Source organism: Streptomyces sp. NPDC020490 (genome assembly GCF_044335305.1).
In the GTDB taxonomy this organism is placed as follows: Bacteria; Actinomycetota; Actinomycetes; order Streptomycetales; family Streptomycetaceae; genus Streptomyces.
In genome coordinates this window covers 110,375-124,295 of record NZ_JBIRUY010000015.1, presented here as the reverse complement: position 1 = coordinate 124,295, position 13,921 = coordinate 110,375, and the positions used below count along the sequence as shown (strand labels likewise).

Annotated in this window: 8 protein-coding genes; 3 read left to right on the top strand and 5 right to left on the bottom strand. The window is 74.7% G+C overall.

Annotated elements, in window-relative coordinates; genetic code table 11:
* The first annotated feature begins 484 nt into the window (after positions 1-484).
* The gene (locus ACH4ZX_RS17930; RefSeq protein WP_398273139.1) at positions 485-3,169 is read left to right on the top strand and encodes an ATP-binding protein; all 2,685 of its coding nucleotides are present in this window, start codon (positions 485-487) and stop codon (positions 3,167-3,169) included.
* 455 nt (positions 3,170-3,624) lie between these two features.
* Here ACH4ZX_RS17930 and pcaD read toward each other — a convergent pair whose 3' ends face one another.
* From pcaD to pcaH, 4 genes are read right to left on the bottom strand one after another with little or no spacing between them, the layout of a single operon-like run.
* On the bottom strand, positions 3,625-4,773 hold the full coding sequence (gene pcaD / locus ACH4ZX_RS17925; RefSeq protein ID WP_398273137.1) for a 3-oxoadipate enol-lactonase: 1,149 nt from the start codon (positions 4,771-4,773) through the stop codon (positions 3,625-3,627).
* A complete protein-coding gene (gene pcaB, locus ACH4ZX_RS17920) occupies positions 4,770-6,098 on the bottom strand; it encodes a 3-carboxy-cis,cis-muconate cycloisomerase (protein ID WP_398273135.1) in 1,329 nt (442 codons plus the stop codon). The genes pcaD and pcaB overlap by 4 nt, the downstream gene beginning before the upstream one ends.
* Entirely contained in the window at positions 6,095-6,700 is a 606-nt protein-coding gene (gene pcaG, locus ACH4ZX_RS17915; protein ID WP_398273134.1) for a protocatechuate 3,4-dioxygenase subunit alpha, read from the bottom strand. Before pcaG ends, pcaB begins: the two co-directional genes overlap by 4 nt.
* Before the next feature lie 6 nt (positions 6,701-6,706).
* The gene (gene pcaH / locus ACH4ZX_RS17910) at positions 6,707-7,480 is read right to left on the bottom strand and encodes a protocatechuate 3,4-dioxygenase subunit beta (protein WP_398273132.1); all 774 of its coding nucleotides are present in this window, start codon (positions 7,478-7,480) and stop codon (positions 6,707-6,709) included.
* Positions 7,481-7,746: 266 nt separating this feature from the next.
* Here pcaH and ACH4ZX_RS17905 point away from each other — a divergent pair, with 266 nt between their 5' ends.
* Complete coding sequence (locus ACH4ZX_RS17905) at positions 7,747-8,211, top strand: MarR family winged helix-turn-helix transcriptional regulator (RefSeq protein ID WP_398273131.1); 465 nt, start codon at positions 7,747-7,749, stop codon at positions 8,209-8,211.
* 190 nt (positions 8,212-8,401) lie between these two features.
* Here the strand turns inward: ACH4ZX_RS17905 and ACH4ZX_RS17900 are convergent, their stop codons facing one another.
* Positions 8,402-10,747, bottom strand: a complete 2,346-nt coding sequence (locus ACH4ZX_RS17900; RefSeq protein WP_398273129.1) for an ATP-binding protein — start codon at positions 10,745-10,747, stop codon at positions 8,402-8,404.
* A 340-nt stretch (positions 10,748-11,087) separates the two neighbouring features.
* Between ACH4ZX_RS17900 and lanKC the strand changes: the two genes are divergently transcribed.
* Positions 11,088-13,643 carry a class III lanthionine synthetase LanKC gene (gene lanKC / locus ACH4ZX_RS17895; RefSeq protein ID WP_398273127.1) on the top strand — a complete coding sequence of 852 codons (2,556 nt, stop codon included), beginning with the start codon at positions 11,088-11,090 and terminating at the stop codon, positions 13,641-13,643.
* Positions 13,644-13,921: the final 278 nt, after the last annotated feature.

The following is a 13,921-nucleotide window of genomic DNA, read 5'->3' as shown; positions in this document are numbered from 1 at the left end:
CGGACGCCCGCCGCCGCGGACGGCGCGGACGGCGCGGACGGCGCGAGGGCGGGCCCGCGGCCCGTCCGGCCGGGCGTCCGCGCCCTTGGCCGGTCCGGCTGGGCCCCCGGGTCCGTGGCCCGTCGGGGTGGGCGTCCGTGTCCGTGGCCCGTCGGGGTGGGCGTCCGGGTCCGTGGCCCGTCGGGGTGGGCGTCCGTGTCCGTGGCCCGTCGGGGTGGGCCCCCGGGTCCGTGGCCCGTCGGGCCGGCGTCCGCGCCCACGGCCCGCCCCGGGAGCGCGTGCGACGTCGTACGCGCTCCCGGGGCAATGGGTGAGGTACCGTCAGGGAAACGGCGGGCAAAGGCCGTTGGACGTCCCGCGCCACCCGCCCATACCTCTCGTGGACCGTCCTGGCAACATCCGGCCGGACCGGTCTCCGGTTCGGCATGCGGACGACTACGCTCGAGTTCGGTACGTCGTCCGGGCGACTCGGGGAGGTAGCGGGATGACGGAGGGCCGGCCCACAGAGGCCGCCTCGGCTTCCCTGTGGGAGCGCGAAGAGGAGGTCGCCGCCGTCACGCGGGCGATCGACACCCTCTGCGCCGACGAGTCGTCCGCGGGCAGCCTCCTGGTGATCAGGGGCGAGGCCGGTTTCGGCAAGACCGCCCTGCTGGCCGAGGCCCAGCGCATCGCCGAACAACGCGGCTGCACGGTGTGGGCGGCCCGCGGCGGCGAGACCCTCAGATCCGTCCCCTTCAACGTCGTACGGCAGTTGCTGCAGCCCGCGCTGGTGTCGCTGATGCCCGAGGAGGCCCGCGAGTACCTCGGCGACTGGTACGACGTCGCGGCCCCGGCGCTCGGGATGGCGGAACCCGGCGAGCACCAGGCCGACCCGCAGGGCGTGTGCGACGGCCTGGTCGCCGCGGTGCGCCGGCTCGCCGGGCGCCACTGGCCGCTCGTGCTGCTGATCGACGACGCGCACTGGGCCGACGAGGAGACGCTGCGCTGGCTCGCCGCGTTCGCCGAACGCCTCGCCGACCTGTCCGTGCTGGTCGTCGTCGCCCGCCGCACCGGCGGGATGGGCGGCGCGAGCGCCAGCCACCTCGACGCCGTCGCCGCCGCGGCGGACCGCCCCGTCACCACCCTGAGGGCGCTCACCCCGGACGCCACCGCGGGGCTCACCCGCGCCACTCTGGGCAGCCACGCCGACGACCCGTTCTGCCGCGAGGTGTGGGCGGTCACCGGCGGCAACCCGTACGAGACCGTCGAACTCCTCGCCAAGGTGCAGGACAGCGAGCTGGAGCCGACCGAGAACGCGGCGGCCGAACTGCGCGCCCTGAACCGCTCCTCGCGCGGCGGCGGCCTCGTCGCCCGCCTCGAAGGGCTCGGCATCGACGCCACCCGGTTCGCCTGGGCGGCCGCGATCCTCGGCACCGGCATCTCCGTCGACCTGGTCGCGCGCCTCGCCACCCTGAACCGCGAGGACGCGCTGCGCTGCGCCGAACTGCTGCGCGGCGCCCGCATCCTGACCGAGACCGACCCCGCCGATCCACAGGCCGACGACGGCGAACTGGAGTTCGTCCACCCGCTGATAGCGAGCGCCGTCTACCAGTCCATCCCCGACGCCCTGCGCACCGCCATGCACGGCATCGCCGCCCAGGTCGTCACCGACTCCGGGCTGGGCCCCGCCGCGGCCTCCCGGCACCTTCTCCTGGTGCACCCGGACGACGACCAGGAACTCGTCGACCAGTTGCGCGAGGCCGCTCACGAACACCTCGCCGTCGGCGCCCCCGACGCCGCCCGCCGCTGCCTCGAGCGCGCCCTGCGGGAGCCGCCCACCCCCGACGTCCACGCGCGCGTGCTGTACGAACTCGGCTGCGCCACCCTGCTGACGGCGCCCGCCAGGACCGTCGAGCACCTGCGGTCCGCGCTCGCCCTGCCGGGCCTGGAGGGCGACGCGCGCGTCGACGCCGTCTGCCGGCTCTCCCAGGCCCTGCTCCACAACGGCCAGCTGGACGAGGCCGTCCGCACCGTCGAGGCCGAGGCCGCCCGGCACCCGGAGGGCCCCGCCAGGACCCGGCTGCAGGCCGTGCAGTACATGTGGGAGGGCGTCCACGCGGGCGAGGCGGGCCCGCCCGGCCGCTCCGAGCGCCTCGCCGCGCTCGCCCGGGGCTGCGCCGGCCGCAACAACTCCGAACGCGCCGTGCTGATGCTGCGCGGCTTCGACGCCCTGCTCCAGGGCGAGAACGCCGAGGAGGTCGTCGGCCTGTGCGACCGCTCCCTGGTCAACGGCCGCCTCGCCCCGGGACTCGGCTGGACCGACACCGAGTGGGGTGTCGAACCGCTGCTGATGCTCGCCAGCTCCTACGCCTACACCGACCGCCTCGACCGCGCCGAGAGTCTCTGCAACGAGGCCGTGCGTGCCTACGAGTCGGCCGGCTGGAGCGGCGGCCACCTGGCACTCGCCCACGCCCACCTCGGACTCGGGCACCGCAGGCGCGGCCGGCTCCGTGAGGCCGAGGCGTCCTTGCGCGAGTCGCTGCGCCTGGCCGAACGCGTCGGCCGCGGCCTGCCCCTGTACTGGAACGCGGCCTGCAACCTCGTCGACGTCCTGCTCGCCCGCGGCCACGTCGACGAGGCCTGGACGGTCGCCGAGCGGCACGGTTTCGCGCCGCCCTACCCGTCCACCGTGGTGATGCCCGACCCGCGGTCGGTGCGCGGCCGGCTGCTGCTGGCCGTCGGCCGCGTCAAGGACGGCGTCAACGAGCTGGAGGAGGCCGAGAAGGCGGCCGCCGCGCGCGGCCACCACAACCCGGTGGCCGTCCCCTGGGCCCTCGACCTCGCCCGCGCCCTCGCCGCCGAGGACCCGGCACGTGCCGGGCGGCTCGTCGCCGACGCCCGCAGACGGGCCGAGCGCTTCGGCACGGACACCGCCGTAGGAGAGGCCCTGCGCTGCGCCGCCGCGCTGGAGACCGGCCAGCGCGCGGTGCGGCTGGCCGCGCAGGCCGTCGCCTACCTGGAGGCCTCGCCCTGCCAGTACGAGCACGCCGCCGCGCGGGTCGAGCACGGCATCGCCGCCCGCTCGGCCGCCGAACTCGACCGGGGCCTGGCGCTGGCGCGTTCCTGCGGCGCGGACGGCCTGGCGGCCAGGGCACACGAGGCGCTGCTCGCCGCCCGGGAACCGCGGTAGCCCACGAGGCGGCCGACGCCCACCCGGCGACGACGCCCAGCCGGCGACGACGCCCAGCCGGCGACGAAGCCCAGTCGGCGACGACGGCCGCCCGTCGCTGCCGGACGCCCGGCGACGACGCCCACCCGGCGACGACGGCCGCCCCAGTAGCGACGGGCCCCCGCGCGCACCAGGGCCGCAGACCGCTTGCTGCGCTGGCGCCGGCAGGCGGTCCGAGGCGGCCCGAGGCGGCCCGAGGCGGTCGGCCGGTCGGTCGGGGTGGTCGGCTGCTCGTGCCCGCTGGGTCGCGGGCCCGGTGCGCCCGGTGTGCCCGCGTCGGCCGGGTGCCGTCGTAGCAGCCGCCCGTGCGCGACTCCCGGGTCGCCGGGGTCGGCAGCCGCGGTGAGGCAGACGGCGCGCGCGGGCGGTGAGCGCGGACTCGCCCTGGCGGCAGGGCGAGGAGCCGGCCGACGGGGTCACCGTTCTTCCGGTGGCGCCCCGTCCTCCTCGGCGGGCTCCTCGGCGAGCACGCGCTGGGCCGTCGCGAACGCCGAGTTCGCCGCCGGGACCCCGCAGTACACGGCCGTCTGCAGCAGCACCGCACCGATCTCCTCGGGCGTCAGCCCGTTGCGCCGCGCCGCCCGCACATGCATGGCCAGCTCGTCGTAGTGGCCGTGCGCGACCAGCGCGGTGAGGGTGATCATGCTGCGCTCGCGGCGGCTGAGCGTCGGGTCGGTCCAGATCTCGCCCCAGGCGTAGCGGGAGATGAAGTCCTGGAAGCGTGCGGTGAACGGGGTCTGCCGGGCCTGCGCCCGGTCCACGTGCGCGTCGCCGAGCACCTGGCGCCGTACCTCCATGCCCCGTTCGGCGTGCCCGTCGAAGTGGGTCCGCAGGGCCGTGAGCACGGCCTCCGGGCGTTCGGCGGGCGCCAGGTGGGAGGCGCCCGGCAGTTCCACGAGCGCGGCGCCCGGCACCGCGTCCGCGATCTCCCGCAGATGGGCCGGGGGCGTCGCCGGGTCCTCCCGGCCGGCCACCAGCAGCGTGGGCGCGGAGATCCCGGCCAGCCGGTCGCGCAGGTCGTAGGCGGCCAGCGCGTCGCAGCAGGCGGCGTACGCGTCCGGATCGGTGTTCCGGTGGTCGCGCACCAGCTCCGGCACGGTGAACCCGGGCGTGAACCAGCGGGCGTCGGCGCTCTCGACCAGCCAGTCCATGCCCTCCCGGCGGATCCGCTCGGCCCGCTCCTGCCAGGGCCCCGCGCCGTTGAAGTGGGCCGAGGAGCAGATGACGGCCAGCGAGGACACCCGCTCGGGGTGGTGCACGGCGAGGTGCAGACCGACCGCGCCGCCCAGCGACACGCCCGCGTAGGCGAACCGGTCGACGCCGAGCGCGTCGGCGAGCGCGAGGACGAGGTCCGCGAGGTCGGCGACGGTGGCGCCGGGCCCGATGAGGCCGGCCGACGAACCGCCGTGTCCCGGCAGGTCCCAGCGGATCACCCGGTGGGTGACGGACAGCTCGGGCGCCACCTTGTCCCACAGGGCGTAGGAGGTGCCCAGCGAGGGCCCGAGCAGCAGCGGGGGAGCGGAAACGGGCCCCTCGGCACGGTGGTTGAGGAGTGTGTCGGTCAACGTCGCTCCAGCGCACGGTCGGTGAGGGTTCCGGCGGAGCCGGTGTAACGGGTGGGGTCGGTCGCGTCGCCCAGGCCGACGCCATCCAACCCCGGTTCCTCGGAGAGGAGTTCGGCCAGCGGGCGGCCTTCGGTGTGGGTGCGCCGGGCCAGTTCGGTGAGCAGGGCCTTGGCGCGGGCGCGGCCCAGGACGCCGGCCAGCTCGGCCGACAGCCGCTCGGAGACGATCAGCCCGTGGGTGAGGTCCAGGTGCTCGCGCATCGCGTCCGCGTGCACCCGCAGCCCCTCGGCCAGTTCGGCGGCGTCGCGGGCGGCCCCGCCGACCAGCCGGAGCAGGTCCCTGAGCGGCTCCCACTCGGCGTGCCACGCCCCGGCGGGCCGCTCGTCCTCGGCGACCAGCGAGCCGTACAGGGTGGCCGCGAGCTGCGGGGCGCGCCGGGCCGCGGCCGCCACCAGGGTGGCGCGCACCGGGTTCGCCTTGTGCGGCATGGCGGACGAACCGCCGCCGCTGCCCTCGGCGACCTCGGCGATCTCGGTGCGCGAGAGGGTCAGCACGTCGGCGGCGGCCTTGCCCAGCGCCCCGGCCGTGAAGGCCAGGCACCCGGCCAGGTCGGCGACCGGGGTGCGCAGCGTGTGCCAGGGCAACAGGGGTGCCTGGAGGCCGAGTTCACGGGCGTACGCGGCGGGCAGCTCGGTGGGGTCGGCGGCCCCGTACGCCGTGAACGCCGCCAGGGTCCCCGCCGCGCCGCCGAGTTGCGCGGGCAGCGAGCCGCGTACGGCTTCGACGCGGTCGCGTGCGTCGAGCACCAGCGACCGCCACCCGGCCGCCTTCAGCCCGAACGTGGTCGGTACGGCGTGCTGGGTGAGCGTGCGTCCCGGCATCGCGGTGTCGCGGTGGGCGGCGGCGAGCCGGGCCAGCGCCCGCTCGGTGCGGCCGAGGTCGGCGAGGACCGGGTCCAGGGCGCGCACGGCGACCAGCATCGTCGCCGTGTCCATGATGTCCTGGCTGGTGGCGCCGCGGTGGACGTAGGGGCCGTACTCCTCGCCGGCCGCCCGGGTCAGGTCGGCGACCAGGGGGATGACCGGGTTGCCGCCGGCCCGGGCGCGTTCGGCGAGGGCGGCCACGTCGAAGCGGGCCGGGTCGGCCGCCCGCGTCACCGCGTCCGCCGCCTCCGCCGGGGCGAGCCCGAGGGCGGCCTGCGCGCGGGTCAGCGCGGCCTCCGCGTCGAGCAGGGCCCGCAGGAACGCGCTGTCGCTCGTCGCGGACGCGGCGGGGGAGCCTGCCCACCCCGGGGCGAGCAGGCCGTCAAAGCCGGCAGATGTCACTGGAACTCCAGGAAGACCGTCTCGCCCTCGCCCTGAAGGCGGATGTCGAAACGGTAGGTGCCGTTGCCCTCGTCCCGCGCGATCAGCGTGTCGCGGCGGCCGGTGTCCAGCCGGGACAGCAGCGGGTCGGCCGCCAGCGCCGCCTCGTCGCCCGGCAGGTAGATCCGCGTGAACAGGTGCACGAGCAGGCCCCGCGCGAACACGCACACGCTCACGTACGGGGCGTTGTGCCCGCGCGCCCCGGGCCGCAGGGTCCGCGCGTACCAGTGGCCGTCGGCGTCGGTCTGGATGCGCCCGAACCCGGTGAACTCCACGCCGTTGCGGCCCAGGTGGTCGCCGGTGGCCGGGTCCCGCCGCATCGAGCCGTCGGTCGTCGGCAGGTTGCCCTCGGTGTCGGGGCCCCACAGCTCCACCAGGGCGTCCGGCAGTCCCCTGCCCTCGCCGTCGTACACGTGGCCGTGCACGGTGACGGTGTCCGGGTGCCCCTGGGGCGCGATGTCCTCGCCGCCGCGGAAGGGCAGCGCGAACCCGTAGAAGGGGCCGACCGTGTGCGAGGGGGTGGGCAGCACGTTCTCCGGGCTGCTGGTGTCGATCTTCGTCATGTCGGGTCAGCGTCCTTCTTCGATCCAGGTGGCGTTCGGGCCGTCCAGCACGATGTCCCAGTGGTAGCCGAGCGAGAACTCGGGGACGGACAGGCTGTGGTCGTACGTCGCGATCAGCCGCTGCCGCGCGGCGTCGTCGGTGACCGACTGCAGGATCGGGTCGTAGGGGAAGAGCGGGTCGTTCGGGAAGTACATCTGCGTCACCAGCCGCTGCGTGAACGCCGTGCCGAACAGCGAGAAGTGGATGTGGGCCGGCCGCCAGGCGTTGACGTGGTTGCGCCACGGGTAGGGGCCGGGCTGGATGGTGGTGAAGCGGTAACAGCCGTCGTCGTCGGTGAGCGTGCGGCCGACCCCGCTGAAGTTCGGGTCCAGCGGGGCGTCGTGCTGCTCGCGCTGGTGGGCGTAGCGGCCGGCCGAGTTGGCCTGCCAGATCTCGATGAGCTGGCCGCGCACCGGGCGGCCGTCGCGGTCCAGCAGTCGGCCGGAGACGGTGATGCGCTCGCCGACCGGCTCACCGGTGTGCTGGCGGGTGAGGTCGTTGTCGATGCCGCTGAGGTCGCGCTCACCGAAGGCCGGGGAGGAGAGTTCCACCAGCTCCGGGTCCTTGGAGACGTCGATGGCGATCGGCGGCTGCTTGGGGTGGCGCAGCACGGAGGAGCGGTACGGGGCGTAGTCGCGGCGCGGGTGGTGCTCGACGGGGGCGCCGCCGGCGACGCGCTTCTCGTACGCGTCGTGCTCGGCGGCGATCTCGAGGTCGATGTCGTGCTGGGTCAGTGTCATGGGATCAGCGGCTTCCTTGGCGTGCGGTGCGGGCGACGACGGCGAGGCGGGCACCTGAGACGTACCCGTTCCGAAATAGTCAGGGCGCTGATTAATTGGTGAAGTTTCCTTCACGCTGCCATCGTCCCGGCCGCGACGTCAAGACCCCCGGAATGGCAAGGTCAGGAGTGTGGGAGGCCTGGGCAGACAGTCCGCGTAGCACCCGGTATCGTTCAGTGCACCAACGAATTCGAGCGTGCGTCAACGCATCGACCAGGGGAGCGCGCATGGCCGCGGTGGACCTCACCACCCATCCCGGGCACCTGGCCCGGCGGCTGCAGCAGGCCCACTACCTGCTGTGGAACACGATGGTCTCGGAGGAGATCACCTCCCCGCAGTTCGCGGTCCTCAACGCGCTCGTCGCCGAACCGGGCCTCGACCAGCGGACGGTGGGGGAGCGCGTGGGGCTCGACCGGTCCACGATCGCCGAGGTGATCAGCCGGCTCGGCCGCCGCGGGCTGCTCGACAAGGTGCGCGATCCGCAGGACGGCCGCCGCTTCCTGCTGCGCCTCACGGACGAGGGGCTGCACACCCACCGCAAGCTGACCGTGCGCACCGCCCGGATGAACCAGGTCTTCCTGGCGCCGCTGTCCGCCGCCGAGCAGGGCGTCTTCTTCGAGCTCATCCAGCGGGTCGCGGACGCGGCCGAGGGGCTGCGCAATCCGCCCGAGTCCCTGGCGTCCCGGGGCTGACCGGGGCCGATGCCGGTGCCGCCCAACCGGGTCTCCGGTCGGAGTGGCGGCAGGCACCCGTCGGGTGCGGAGAACGGTGATGTCCTCGTCGGTGCCGCCACCGGCCGTCGGATCTCCCGGGCCGCCCTGAGACCTGTCCGTGAACGCCGTCACGGGATCCGCGGTGTGATGTACGCCGTCGGCCGCTCTCCTACCGTGCCTCCGTCCGGAGTTCGCGGAGTTCGGCCGCGGCTTCCGCCTGGCGGGGGTTGTTCAGTTCGCGGAGCGCGTCGTGGGCCGCGAGCAGGGTCCGACGGGCCTCGTCGTGGCGGCCCAGCCGGCGCAGGACGATGCCGAGGTCGAGGCGGGTGGGTTCGGCCCAGGCGGCCATGTCGACGGCCTCGAACGTCGCCAGCGCCTGGCGGAGCGGCAGTTCGGCCTCCGCCCAGCGTCCCAGCGCCGCGAGGTCGTTGCCGATGTGATGACGGGCCGCCGCGAGGTAGGCGGTGATCAGCTCGGCAGGCGCCCCGGTCACCTCTGCCTGACAGATCGCCTCGCTGAGCCGGTGGATGTTCAGGGCCTCCTCGGCACCGCCCGACTGCCGCAGGTGAGTGCCCAGCATGTTCAGGGTGGAGAGCTCGGCCAGACGCCCCTGTGCGGAGGTCTCGTCGGCGAGGCAGGCGGCCGATTCGCGCAGCCTGGCTATCGCTTCCTCGACACGGCCGGTGCGACGCAGCGCCGATGCCCCGTAGCCCAGCGCCCACCCCGTCTGCAGCCGGTCCCCGGTCTCACGCGCCGCCGCCAGGGCGGCGTCGGCGGCGGCGAGCGAGGCATGGGGATCGTGGACGCAGTTGCCGTACGCCCACGCCAGGAAGTTGAGCTGGACGGCCTCGTCCTGCCGGCTGCCCAGCGCGCGAGCCGCGCGGACCCCGCACCGGAACACCTCGACCCACAGCTCCCAGTGCTGGTTCAGGTCGGAGAACCAGTGCATCGCTCCGGCCGTGTCGATCACCTGCCGGTGGTGCCCCGAGGCCTGCGCCTGGTGCAGGGCCGCGAGCCACTGGGCCCGCTCGGCCTCCAGCCACGCGCGGGCCTCCTCACGGTCGGCGGGCGCACCGGCGGGATCGGGATCGTCGTCCAGGGCGTCCTGGTGGCGGTCGGCATCGAAGCGCAGCGCGGCGGCGGCAGCCCGGCGCAGCATCCACAGAGCCGTGCGGTCCAGTGCGGCCCGGGACGCCGCGGCGCCGTCCTCGGCGGCCAGCTGTTCGGCGGCGAAGAGCTTGACGAGGTCGTGGAAGCGGTAACGCTCGGCCGTGGCGTCGGGCCGGAGCAGGCCGGCGTCGACCAGCTCTTCGGCGTACTGGGCCACTGAGCCGACCGGCAGGTCGGCCAGCAGGGCGGCGGTCTCGGGGCCGAACTCGCCTCCGGCGGCCAGGGAGGCCCGGCGCAGGACCGTCCTGGCGCCCGGTGACAGCTGCCGGTAGGACAGGGCGAAAGCCGCCCGCACCTGGAGATCCCCGACCTGGAGGGTGTCCAGACGCCGTTCCTCCCGGGCCAGTTGGGCGGCCAGCTTGCTGATGCGCTCGTGCGGCCGGCTGGCCAGACGCTGCCCGGCGATCCGTACGGCCAGCGGCAGGAAGCCGCACAGTTCCACCAGATCGCGGGCCGCCCGGCCCTCCTGCCCCACCCGCTCCGGGCCGACGATGCGGCTCAGCAACTCGACTGCCTCCTCCTGCCGCAGCAGTGCGAGGTCGATCCGGTGGACCGCTTCGAGACCGGCCAGGGCGTGACGGCTGGTGACGATCGTCAGGCAGCGCCCGGCGCCGGGCAGCAGGGGGCGGACCTGGTCCTCGCTCGCCGCGTTGTCCAGCACCAGCAGCAACCGCCGGTCGCGGACCACGGACCGCAGGAGTCCCGACCGGTCCTCGGTGGAGGCCGGGATCGCGCGCTCGTTGACGCCGACCGCCCGCAGCAGGGAGCCGAGGGCGTCGCGCGGGGTGGTCGGTTCGGGGTCCATCCCATGCAGGTCGACAGCCAGCTGCCCGTCCGGGAAGTGCGACGCGAGGCGGTGCGCGGCGTGCACGGCGAAGGTGGTCTTTCCCAGGCCCGGCTGACCCGACACCACGCTGACCGGGGAAGAGGCGGGAGCGGCGCCCTCCACCAGAGTGAGTAACCGGGCCAGGGCCGGCCCACGAGCGACGAAGTCGTTGATGTCACGCGGCAGGGCGAGAACGTTGTGGGGCCGCGGCCCGGCAGCCGACCGCGGGCGGGGCCGCCCCAGGCGGGCCGCCCGTTCCAGCTCGGCAGCGGTGTCCTCGTCCAGGCCCAGTCCCGCGGCGAGGGCCTGCACGGTACGCCGCTGCGGTCCCCGGGAGCGGCCGCGCTCCAGATCCGCCAGGGCGCGCACGCTCACCCCCGCGGCGTGGGACAGCCGCTCCTGGCTCATTCCGGCACGCATGCGCAGGGCCACCAGCAGCGGCCCGAACCCCTCGGCGACCGGTACGGCGGCTTCCCCGCCCATGTGGTGTTCCCCCTGCTCGGCCTGGTCCGGGCCCATGTCGTATTCCCCTTGTTCAGCCCGGCCCGGGTCCATGGCGCCTGCACGCCGCTCAGCCCGGCCCGGGCCCCTCTCGCACGCCTCCTGTTCAGCCTGGTCCGGGCACGGAGGCGACCTTCCGGCAGAAGTATGACGGGCCGTAATCCTGCTGGGAGAACTGCCTGGTGCCGCATGACGCCCGCCTGATCAACTTGTTACGCCCCCACAAGAGGCCGGCCCCCGCGGATACCCGGCGTCGTCCGGAACGGCGGCCGTGGCGGCCCCTGTGCCCGCAGGGCCGACCCCCGAAGCGGGGTGATCCGATTCACATCGTCCGCACGCCCGTGAAGGAGAGGAAAGCGTGGAGAAGGCCAACCATCTCGCCTATTGCCGAGCGGGCGTGCCGTTCTACGACCACCCGCGCAGCTCCCGGGCCGGCACGCCGTTCCCGGCCGCCGAGCGTCCCGCGCCGGCCGGCTGGCGCCGCGTCGAGAACGCCAACTGGGTGTACCTCAGCCCCGAGGACGCTCGGCTCCCCGACCAGGGCTGGAAGATCCACGTGTCGGCCACCGCCGCCGACGCGGCCGAGATCATCGACACGGTGTGGGACTACTGCCTGTCCCGTTCCCTGACCTTCAAGTTCCTGCCGCACTCGCGGGCCCACCAGTCCACGAACGGCAAGTACGCGCCCCGCGGCAGCAGCGGCAAGCTGATCACGCTCTACCCGGTCGACGACGCCGCCCTCAAGGGCGTCCTCGACGAGCTGGATCCCGTCCTCGGCGCGTACCGGGGCCCGTACATCCTCAGCGACCTGAGGTGGCGGCAGGGGCCGCTCCACCTGCGCTACGGGGGCTTCGCCCGCCGCGAGTGCCTGTCCGCGAGCGGCGAGCGGACGGCGGCCGTCGCCCGCCCCGACGGGGTGCTCGTCCCCGACGAGCGCACCCCGGTCTTCCGGATTCCCGACTGGGCGCCGGTACCCGGCTTCATCGCCGAGCAGATCGCCGCCGGCCGTGCGACCGGGGACGAACCCGCCTTCCCCTACACCATGGAGAAGGCCTTGCACTACTCCAACGGGGGCGGCATCTACCTCGCCACCGACAACGCCACGGGACACCGGGTGGTACTGCGGGAGGCCCGTCCCCTGGCGGGCCTGGACGGCGCGGGCGACGACGCGGTGACCCGGCTGCACCGGGAGGCCGCGACGCTGCGCCGTCTCGCCCATCTGGACGGCGTCCCCGCACTGCTGGGGACGTTCACCGCCTGGGAGCACCACTTCCTGGTGCAGGAGTACATCGAGGGCCGGACGCTCCAGCAGTTCACGGCCGCCGCCAACCCGCTGACCGTGCCGGGCCACGACGCACGGCGGCGCCAGGAGTACACGGACACCGTGCTGGACATCCTCGACCAGCTCGAGCGCATTCTGGAGGACGTCCACGCCACCGGAACCGTCTTCGGCGACCTGAGCCCCAGCAACGTGATGATCCGTCCCGACGGGCGCGTCGCGCTCATCGACTTCGAGATCGCCTATCGGCCCGGCACCGAGGACCCGGACCCCAGCATCGCCACCCCCGGCTTCGTCGCCGCACACGCCACCGGGTTCGACCGCGATCGCTACGCGCTGGACAGCCTGCGGCTGGCGCTGTTCCTGCCGCTGACCACGACGCTCGACCTCGACCCGGCCCGGGCCGGCCGGCTCGCCGATGCGGCGGCGTCGCTCTTCCCGCTTCCGGCCGGGTGGACCGACCGCGTGCGTCGCGCACTGACCCCTCCCGGTGTCACGGCCCGCACCGACCGGACGGCGGCCGACCTGTTCGCCGCCGCCGCGGAGGACCCCGGCTCGCCGTCCGCCCGCGAGCTGGAGCAGGCCCTGGTCGCCGCGATCCGGGCAAGTGCCACCCCCGAACGCACCGACCGGCTCTTCCCCGGCGAGCCCACCGCCCTGCACGACGGCGGCCACACCCTCGCCCACGGAGCCGCGGGTGTCCTGTACGCCCTGACCGCCACCGGACACGAGACCGACCCCGAGCACCACGAGTGGCTGTGGCAGGCCGCCCACCGTGCCGCGGAGCCCCGTCCGGGCCTGTACGACGGCCTGCACGGCGCCGCCCACACCCTGAGCCTGCTGGGCCGCCCCGACCAGGCTCTCGACATGGTGAACCGGGCCGTCGGCCTCACCACCGACGCGACACCGTCCGGGCTGTACGACGGACTGGCGGGCATCGGACTGAGCCTCCGCCACCTCGCACGGGCCCTCGACATGCCCGGCCTGCACACGCACGCCCTGGAGGCCGGCGAGCGCCTCGCCGCACGACTGAGCGGGGCCAGGAACGCCCCCGCCGGCCGCACCGGACTCATGCGCGGGTGGAGCGGACCGGCCCTGCTGCTCCTCGGCCTCCACGAGGACACCGGCGAGAGCCGGTATCTGGACCTGGCGCGTCGGGCGGTCCACCTCGACCTGGACCGCCTCCACGGCACCGCCGCGACGCCCACGCCGAGCGACGGACCACGACCGCTGCCCACCCTGGGGGCCGGCAGCGCCGGCATCGCCGTCGCCCTGGCCGCTTACCTGCGGCACCGTCCCGAGGAAGCACTCGCCGACACCCTGAAGACTCTGCACACTGCCCTGGACCTGCACTTCACCGTCTACAGCGGTCTCCTCGCCGGACGGGCCGGCCTCGCCGCCGCCCTCGCCCACAACCGCGCCGTCGAGCGTGATCCCGGGCTCGCGGCCGCTCTCACCGGCCACATCCGCGACCTCTCCTGGCATGCGCTGCCCCACGAAGGCGGCATCGCCACCTTCGGCGCCCAGAACATGCGCCTTTCCATGGACCTGGCCACCGGTACAGCGGGCGTCCTCCACGCTCTGCACACCGTCGCCGGCCGCCTGCCCGTCCTGCCCCTGATTCCCGGCCCCTGAGAACGAGAGGACCCACCATGACCGCGAACACCCCGCTGCGGAACACCGGCGAGACGGACCGCCGAAAACGCGCCGCACCGGCACCGGGCAAGTGGCCATAACCCCGAGGTGCCGGGCCGTCCCGGACGGCTTCAGTCACCTGTTCGCTCACATGACAAGGAGAATTCCATGAACCCGATCCTCGACCTCCAGATCCTCACCCCCCAGCCCGACTCGGAGGAGCTCGACGGCGCCATCGGGCAGAGCAGCACCATCTGGTTCTGCCACACCGACGTCAA

What these genes read in the sequence shown, in the direction of transcription:
- ACH4ZX_RS17905 (WP_398273131.1), top strand. Translation starts at nt 7,747, where the DNA reads ATGGCCGCGGTGGACCTCACCACCCATCCCGGGCACCTGGCCCGGCGG.
- pcaG (WP_398273134.1), bottom strand. Translation starts at nt 6,700, where the DNA reads ATGACGAAGATCGACACCAGCAGCCCGGAGAACGTGCTGCCCACCCCC.
- ACH4ZX_RS17900 (WP_398273129.1), bottom strand. Translation starts at nt 10,747, where the DNA reads ATGGGCCCGGACCAGGCCGAGCAGGGGGAACACCACATGGGCGGGGAA.
- pcaH (WP_398273132.1), bottom strand. Translation starts at nt 7,480, where the DNA reads ATGACACTGACCCAGCACGACATCGACCTCGAGATCGCCGCCGAGCAC.
- ACH4ZX_RS17930 (WP_398273139.1), top strand. Translation starts at nt 485, where the DNA reads ATGACGGAGGGCCGGCCCACAGAGGCCGCCTCGGCTTCCCTGTGGGAG.